Source organism: Candidatus Methanocrinis alkalitolerans (genome assembly GCF_029167205.1).
Lineage (GTDB): Archaea > Halobacteriota > Methanosarcinia > Methanotrichales > Methanotrichaceae > Methanocrinis > Methanocrinis alkalitolerans.
Window position 1 is genome coordinate 46,143 of sequence record NZ_JARFPL010000016.1, and the last position, 7,564, is coordinate 53,706.

The following is a 7,564-nucleotide window of genomic DNA, read 5'->3' on the forward strand; positions in this document are numbered from 1 at the left end:
CCGATGCAAAAATAAACAACTTTCGTTCAGAGCTCAACCATCTTTCACAGCTCCATCGTCATCATGTCGAACCCGAGGGGCCACCTCTTGATGGCTACGTCGTGGGGGGGGAATAGGTGGCTTATGTGGGTCAATACCACCTCTTTCGCCGAAAGGCGGCGGCCGAGGCCGACGGCCTCCTCCGAGTCCATATGCTTGTTGAGGTTGTAACCGGGAGGGGTGATGGCGTCGGCGACCAAAAGGTCTGCTCCTCTCATCATCTCCAGGCTAGCCTCGGGGATCGAAAGGTTGGTGTCTCCCGTCACCACCAGCTTCTTGGACCCCACCCTGACGAGTACCCCCGCCGCCTCGCAGATGGGGGGGTGGTTCACCTCGAAGAGGGTGAACTCCATCCCAGCCAGGTCGAAGGGCACCCCCGTCTCGACGACGTTCCGTTTCGGCCTCATGAAGTATAGGTAGTTCAAGATGTAGTCCATCGTCTCTTGGAGGCCGTAGACGGGAACCCGGTTCTGGACCCTGTGAAAGTCGCCGAAGCCGGCGTAATGGTCGTAATGGGCATGGGTCCAGATGACGCCGTCGACCCGGCTGATCCCGGTCCTGATCAGCTGCCACCGGAGGTCGGGGCTGGTATCGATGAGCACCTTCCCTCCGGCATTCTCCACAAGGATCGAGAACCGCAGCCTTCTGCTCCTCCCGCCGCAGAGGGCGTCGGCGCAGGCGGGACACCTGCATCCGATCTTCGGGGTGCCTATGGCGTCGCCGGTCCCCAGGAGGGTCACTTTCATGTCGCGGCGCTCCCTCGATGATCTCGTATCCTCCGATCGAACTCCTGGATTCCCTTCTCCATATCCTCCTGGTCGATCACCCTCCTCTCCTCCAGGAGGGCGTTCAAGACCGCCTCCCTCACCACCAGCCTGATGTCGGAGCCGGAGTAACCCTCGGTCCTCTCCGCCAGGACCTGGGAGTCGACCTGCCCTTGGATCTTCGCCAGGACCTTCTTGAAGATCTCCCGCCTCATCTCCTGGTCCGGGAGCGGGAAGTTGACGATCTTGTCAAACCGCCTCCATGCGGCATAGTCCAGGAGCTGGGGGTGGTTTGTAGCGGCGATGAGCAGGACGCCGTCCTCCACGAGGCTGATGTCGTCGATCGCCTTCAGGAGGGTGTTGACAGCCCTCTTGATGGCGCCGTGCTCTTCGGAGGTCCTGGTCTTGGCGACGAAGTCGAACTCGTCTATGAACAGTATGCATGGGCTGAGATTTTTTGCGAGATCGAAGACCTTGTCGATGTTCTTGCTCGTCTCGCCCAGGTACTGGCTCGTCACCATCGAGAGCCGGACCTCGACGACGGGGAGGCCGAACTTTCCGGAGAGGGCCATGGCGGTGGAGGTCTTCCCGGTTCCCGGCGGCCCCACGAAGAGGAGCTTGCCTATGTCGTAGAGCCCCACGTCCCTCAGGTAGTCCCGGTGCTCCAGGGCTTTTGCAGCCTTATCTATCTCCTTGACCTGCTCACCGGTCAGGACCAGATCTTCCATCCTGTCGCGGACGTCCTCGGGGGCCTTGATCCGGACGAGCTTCAGGATGTCGTCGGCCTCTTCGACTTTTGCGGTCAGCTCCCGGATCTTGGCCTGGACCCACTCCCTGTCGGTGAGGAGGGGCTGGTTTCTCTTCTTCGCCTCGGCGTAGCTGACGTCCAGGGAGTCGTAGTTCTCGTAAAAGTAGGCGAGGGTGGGGTTGGACCTGATCCTCTCCAGGGTCTCGCGTTTTACAAACCACCGAGCACCCACGTCGAAGACGGTGAGCCGGAGCTGGTCTCTGAGCCCCTCGCGGTCGACGAAAGGAAGGGATCTCGCCGCCTCCCGGACGCTTCCCAGGCCGTAAATCTCCTGGACGTCCCCCTCGGTGACGTAGATCGGCCGCCGAACCTTCTTCGTCACGGGGTCGAAGTAGTGTTTTCTGATCCTGGGCGGCAGGTCGTCCTCGGTCAGGCTATCCGATCGGTTGTATATCTCCGCCGTCAAAAGCAGCTCCGCCGTCTCCAGCTCCCCTGACTTCCGCACGTCCGATAGCTCAGCATCAGATCCAGTCTTCGCCCTTGACCCCATTTTCGCACCTGACCTTCATCTTTGAAGCCTCATCTCTTCTCCAGCCTTCAGGCTGAAGGCGAGTAATGCCCCTCCGAGAGTGATAAATCTTTCCTTCATCCCAAGAGGGATCGGCCCTTCTGATCCCGTTGCAGTCGCCGGTTCCGTCGTCAGCTTTATCAACCATTAAAAACCCCATTGTTGAAGATCTGCCATAATCCGTATGGCATCTATTTGGTGATGGAAGATGAATGCGTGGGATCGCTTTATTTGGTAAAGTCCATTTCCTGGACACGACGCTTCGCGACGGTGAACAGACCCCCGGCGTCTCTTTGAGCCTTGAAGAGAAGGTGGAGATCGCCCAGAGGCTGGACGCTCTCGGGGTCGACGTGATAGAGGCGGGCTCGGCAGTCACCTCCGAAGGCGAGAGGAGGTCGATGAAGGCGGTGGCGGACGAGGGTCTCAGGGCTGAGGTTTGCAGCTACGTCCGGGCCAGGACTGATGACGTGGACCTGGCCCTGGAGTGCGATGTCGGCTCCATCCACCTGGTGGTGCCGGTCTCAGACCTTCATATAAGAAGCAAGCTCAGGTCGGACCGGGATTCTGTGATGGCCTCGGCGGTGGAGGTGACAGAGTACGCAAAAGACCACGGCCTGGTGGTGGAGCTCTCGGGCGAGGACGCAAGCCGAGCCGACGAGCCGTTCCTCAGATCCCTCTATAGGGAGGGGATCGACGCCGGGGCGGATAGGCTCTGCTACTGCGACACCGTGGGGGTTCTGGTGGCCGAGAGGGCCTTTGAGGTATTCAAGAGCCTCTCCGACCTCCCCGCCCCCGTCAGCGTCCACTGCCACGACGACTTCGGGATGGCCACCGCCAACACCGTCGCAGCCCTCCGGGGCGGGGCCTCCATGGCCCACGTCACCGTCAACGGGATCGGAGAGCGGGGGGGGAACACCAGCCTCGAAGAGGTGGTGATGACCCTAGAGTCCCTCTACGGATTGAAGACGGAGATAAAGTGTCTGGAGCTCTACTCCCTTTCGAGGCTCGTCTCCCGGCTGATGGGGGTGCCGGTAGCCCCCAACAAGGCGATCGTGGGGGAGAACGCCTTCACCCACGAGGCTGGGATTCACGTCCACGGCCTCATCGCCGACACCTCGACCTACGAGCCGATCCATCCCGAGACCGTCGGGAGGAAGAGGAGGATCGTCCTGGGCAAGCACGCGGGGAGGAGCTCCGTGGAGCTTGCCCTCCGGGAGCTGGGGATCGAGTGCGATAAGGGGGAGCTATCGGAGATCCTATCCCGGGTCAAGGACCTGGGAGACAAGGGAAAAAGGGTCACCGACGCCGACCTTCAGACGATCGCAGAGATCGTCCTGTCGATCCAGAAGGTGCCGAAGGTGAAGCTCGACGAGTTCACGGTGGTCAGCGGAAACCGGGCGACTCCGACGGCCAGCGTCAGGATCACCGTCAACGGGACGGAGATGCTGGAGGCGGGGACGGGGGTCGGCCCCGTCGACGCCGCCATCAACGCCATCCGCCGGGCGATCTCCGGGGTGAGAGATGTGAGGCTCGAGGAGTACCACGTCGACGCCATCACCGGAGGGACGAGCGCCCTCGTGGAGGTATGGGTGACGATGGCGATGGGCGACCGGTCCATCACGGCTCGGGGAGCGGGTGCAGACATAATCATGGCCTCTGTGGAGGCGGTTTTGGAAGGGATCAACAGGCTGATGCAACTTGAGGAGGACGGATAGATGGGTAAGATGACCGGGGCCCAGGCCATCCTGGAGTCCCTGAAGCTCGAAGGGGTCGAGACGATCTTCGGGCTTCCGGGCGGGGTGCTGTTGCCTCTATACGACGCCATTTACGAATCGGATATCAGGCACATCCTTGTGAGGCACGAACAGGCGGCAGCTCATGCCGCAGACGGATACGCCAGGGCGACGGGGCGCGTAGGCGTATGCCTAGCGACCTCGGGTCCCGGCGCCACCAACCTGGTGACGGGGATCGCCACCGCCTACATGGACTCGGTGCCGATGGTGGCGATGACCGGCCAGGTTCCCACCAGCCTCATAGGAAAGGACGCCTTCCAGGAGGCGGACATCACAGGGATAACGATCCCGGTGACCAAGCACAGCTACCTCGTCAAGGATGCGAAGGATATCCCCCGGATCTTCAGAGAGGCGTTCTACATAGCGAGGACCGGAAGGCCCGGCCCCGTTCTCATCGATCTTCCCAGGGACGTCACCGTCGACGAGCTGGAGTTCGATTATCCCGAGATCCACCTTCCCGGCTACAACCCCAACCTCAAGGTCCACAGCCTCCAGATCAAGAGGGCGGCAGCGGCCCTGATGGAGGCGGAACGGCCGGTCATCTACGTCGGCGGCGGCGTCAAGTACTCCGACGGCCATCGGGAGCTCCTCCAGCTTGCGGAGAGGATCAAGGCCCCTGTGACGACGACTCTGATGGGGATCGGCTGCTTCCCCGAAGACCATCCTCTATCCCTGGGGATGCTGGGGATGCACGGGACGAAGTACGCGAACTACGCCATCCAGGAGGCGGACCTGATCCTGGCGGTGGGGGCGAGATTCGACGACAGGGTGACGGGAAAGGTGGCAAGCTTCGCGCCTCAGGCCAAGATAATCCACGTAGACGTCGACCCCGCCGAGATCGGAAAGAACGTCCGGGTGGATATACCGGTCGTAGGAGACGCGAAATCCGCCCTGGCGGAGCTGGCGAAGGCCGTCGGCGAGAAGCCCTGGGGAACCTGGTACGAGAAGGTCGCCGACTGGAAGGGGAACTATCCCCTATGCTATTCGACCGAGGGCGAGACGATCAAGCCCCAGTGCGTCCTGGAGACGATATGCAGGCTCTGCCCCGACGCCGTCATCGTGACGGAGGTGGGGCAGAACCAGATGTGGGCAGCCCAGTTCTTCACCCACAAGGACCCTAGGCATTTCATATCCTCGGGGGGGCTCGGGACGATGGGGTACGGTTTTCCCGCCGCCATCGGAGCCAAGCTCGGCTGTCCGGAGAAGGAGGTCTTCGACATAGCCGGGGATGGGTCCTTCCAGATGAACATCCAGGAGCTGGCGACGGCCGTCGTCAACGATGTAGCCGTCAAGGTGATCATCTTGAACAACGGCGTCCTGGGGATGGTCCGGCAGTGGCAGGACCTCTTCTACGAGAAGAGGTTCTCGAATACCACTTTATACCGGGTCCCAGACTTCGTGAAGGTCGCCGAGGCGTACGGTGCCCTGGGCCTTCGGGCTACCAAGCCCTCGGAGCTGGAGGGCGTCCTTCTGGAGGCGATCGAGTCTGAGGTGATGACCGTCGTCGATGTGGTAATATCCCCGGACGAGAAGGTATCGCCGATGGTCCCGGCGGGGGCCTCCTTGAGCGAGATCCTGGAGCTGGAGTCGGCTGACCCGGCGGCCCAGACCCCAAGATCGTACGCCGGACCTTCCGCGAGCGAGATCCTGGAGCTGGAGGGGTGAGATCTTTGCATACTATAGCCCTCATCGTCGAGAACAGGCCTGGAGTCCTGGTGAGGATAGCCGGGCTCTTCAGCAGGCGGGGTTTCAACATCGACAGCCTCACCGTGGGGTCGACGGACAACCCCGACTACGCCAGGATGACGATCACCGTCGACGGTGACGAGGTCGTATTAGAGCAGGTGACAAAGCAGCTGAACAAGCTCGTCAACGTCATCAGGGTGAGCGAGCTCCTCTCTTCCGAGTCAGTGGAGCGGGAGCTTGCGATAATCAAGGTGGCGGCCCGCAAGGAGGACCGAAGCGAGATCATGCAGATCGTCAGCGTCTTTCGGGCTAAGATCATCGACGTATCCCCCCGGTCTCTCATCGTGGAGGTGACAGGAAGCAACGACAAGGTGGAGGCGATGGTCCGGCTCCTCCGCCAGTTCGGGATCAAGGAGATGGCGAGGACGGGGAAGGTTTCCATGGTCAGGGGCACCAAGGCGATGGTCCCCTGATCTATTTTTGCCCGAAACACCTGACGATCTCCATCAAGCCTCCCTCCCCGACGGCCCGCCTCCAAGCCGGCGGGATACCCCGTCGAAGGGGCCTGCGATGCGATCTCGGGGGGGGGGTCGGGCCTCACCAGATCAAGTTTATATTAAATGCGTGATGGACTCATAGATCAGAACTTCTCAAAATAGGGAGGACTAAAGGAAATGGCCAAGATATACCATGACAAAGACGCCGACCTCGGCGTTCTGAAGGGAAAGACGATCGCCATCATCGGATACGGAAGCCAGGGGCACGCCCAGGCCCAGAACCTCCGGGACTCAGGGCTGGACGTGGTGGCGGCAGACGTTCCCGGCTCCAAGGCCTGGAAGAGGGCGGAGGCGGACGGAGTGAGGGTGGCTACGACCCCCGAGGCGGCGAAGGAGGCAGACCTGATCCACATCCTCCTCCCCGACGAGCTCCACCCCATAATATACCGAAAAGATATCGAGCCTTACCTCGAAGAGGGCAACGCCCTGGGGTTCTCCCACGGCTTCAACATCCACTTCTCTCAGATCATACCCCCCGAGAACGTCGACGTCTACATGGTGGCGCCTAAGGGGCCCGGGGATCTCGTCCGGAGGACCTATCTCGAGGGGATAGGGACCCCCTGCCTCGTCGCCATCCAGCAGGACTTCACCGGCGCCGCCTTCGAGAAGGCGATGGCCTACGCCCGGGGGATCGGCGGGACCCGCGCCGGGGTTCTGGAGACGACCTTCGAGGAGGAGACGGAGACCGACCTCTTCGGCGAGCAGGTGAACCTGTGCGGCGGGGTGACGGAGCTGATCAAGGCCTCCTTCGAGACGCTGGTCAGGGCCGGATACCAGCCGGAGGTCGCCTACTTCGAGACCTGCCACGAGCTGAAGCTGATCGTCGACCTGATCCACGAGGGGGGCCTTTTGAGGATGTGGGAGAACGTCTCCAACACCGCCGAGTACGGCGGCCTCACCCGGGGCGACAGGATCATCAACGATCAGTCGAGGGAGGCGATGTGGGAGATCCTGACGGAGATCCGGACCGGCCAGTTCGCCCGGGAGTGGATCCTGGAGAGCCAGGCGGGTCTTCCCGTCAAGAGGGCCCTGGAGAGGATGGAGTCCGAGCACCTCATCGAAGAGGTGGGCGGGGAGCTTCGGTCGATGATGCCGTGGCTTAAGAAAGATTGAAGATCATCTCTTAAAGGAGGGATGCTAAGCCATCGGGAGGGCGGGGCCCCAAGGGGCGTCCGCCCGTCCGGAGGGCCAGAGAGGGCGTTTTTATCTCAAGCGGTTTTATTTCTGGCGACATTGAGGAAGGTCTTCCCCACTACTTCGCCCTTCTCGCGCCTGATTACTTCTAGTGCTCCTTAACATTAATTTTGCAACTTAAGGTAATGCCTTTTGAGTTTTTCTCTAGCGTCGCTTTTATTGAATTTCCATCGAACGGTCGCTTTGATATCATTCCTTACTCGCTGCCAAGCATC

At 61.3% G+C, this 7,564-nt stretch carries 7 protein-coding genes; 4 read left to right on the forward strand and 3 right to left on the reverse strand.

The window, feature by feature from the left end:
• Positions 1–44: 44 nt before the first annotated feature.
• Genes P0O24_RS06645 through P0O24_RS06655 form a run of 3 tightly spaced genes read right to left on the reverse strand, consistent with a single transcriptional unit; the run spans position 45 to position 2,267 of the window.
• Entirely contained in the window at positions 45–785 is a 741-nt protein-coding gene (locus tag P0O24_RS06645; protein WP_316968961.1) for an MBL fold metallo-hydrolase, read from the reverse strand.
• The gene (locus P0O24_RS06650) at positions 782–2,101 is read right to left on the reverse strand and encodes an ATP-binding protein (protein WP_316968962.1); all 1,320 of its coding nucleotides are present in this window, start codon (positions 2,099–2,101) and stop codon (positions 782–784) included. Before P0O24_RS06650 ends, P0O24_RS06645 begins: the two co-directional genes overlap by 4 nt.
• Positions 2,073–2,267 (reverse strand): hypothetical protein, encoded by a 195-nt coding sequence (locus tag P0O24_RS06655; protein ID WP_316968963.1) that lies wholly within the window; start codon positions 2,265–2,267, stop codon positions 2,073–2,075. Before P0O24_RS06655 ends, P0O24_RS06650 begins: the two co-directional genes overlap by 29 nt.
• A gap of 64 nt (positions 2,268–2,331) precedes the next feature.
• Between P0O24_RS06655 and P0O24_RS06660 the strand changes: the two genes are divergently transcribed.
• From P0O24_RS06660 to ilvC, 4 genes are all read left to right on the forward strand, one after another.
• Positions 2,332–3,834: a (R)-citramalate synthase gene (locus P0O24_RS06660; RefSeq protein WP_316968964.1), complete on the forward strand. Its 1,503-nt coding sequence runs from the start codon at positions 2,332–2,334 to the stop codon at positions 3,832–3,834.
• Complete coding sequence (locus P0O24_RS06665; RefSeq protein ID WP_316968965.1) at positions 3,835–5,577, forward strand: acetolactate synthase large subunit; 1,743 nt, start codon at positions 3,835–3,837, stop codon at positions 5,575–5,577.
• Positions 5,574–6,071, forward strand: coding sequence for an acetolactate synthase small subunit (ilvN, locus tag P0O24_RS06670; RefSeq protein WP_316968966.1), 498 nt, complete (start codon positions 5,574–5,576; stop codon positions 6,069–6,071). The genes P0O24_RS06665 and ilvN overlap by 4 nt, the downstream gene beginning before the upstream one ends.
• A 201-nt stretch (positions 6,072–6,272) precedes the next feature.
• Positions 6,273–7,268 (forward strand): ketol-acid reductoisomerase, encoded by a 996-nt coding sequence (ilvC, locus tag P0O24_RS06675; RefSeq protein WP_316968967.1) that lies wholly within the window; start codon positions 6,273–6,275, stop codon positions 7,266–7,268.
• Positions 7,269–7,564 lie beyond the last annotated feature (296 nt).

Bases quoted from the DNA above. Each gene is read 5' to 3' on its own strand.
- P0O24_RS06645 (WP_316968961.1), bottom strand. From the start codon at position 785: ATGAAAGTGACCCTCCTGGGGACCGGCGACGCCATAGGCACCCCGAAG.
- P0O24_RS06650 (WP_316968962.1), bottom strand. From the start codon at position 2,101: ATGGGGTCAAGGGCGAAGACTGGATCTGATGCTGAGCTATCGGACGTG.
- P0O24_RS06655 (WP_316968963.1), bottom strand. From the start codon at position 2,267: ATGGTTGATAAAGCTGACGACGGAACCGGCGACTGCAACGGGATCAGA.
- P0O24_RS06660 (WP_316968964.1), top strand. From the start codon at position 2,332: ATGCGTGGGATCGCTTTATTTGGTAAAGTCCATTTCCTGGACACGACG.
- P0O24_RS06665 (WP_316968965.1), top strand. From the start codon at position 3,835: ATGGGTAAGATGACCGGGGCCCAGGCCATCCTGGAGTCCCTGAAGCTC.
- ilvC (WP_316968967.1), top strand. From the start codon at position 6,273: ATGGCCAAGATATACCATGACAAAGACGCCGACCTCGGCGTTCTGAAG.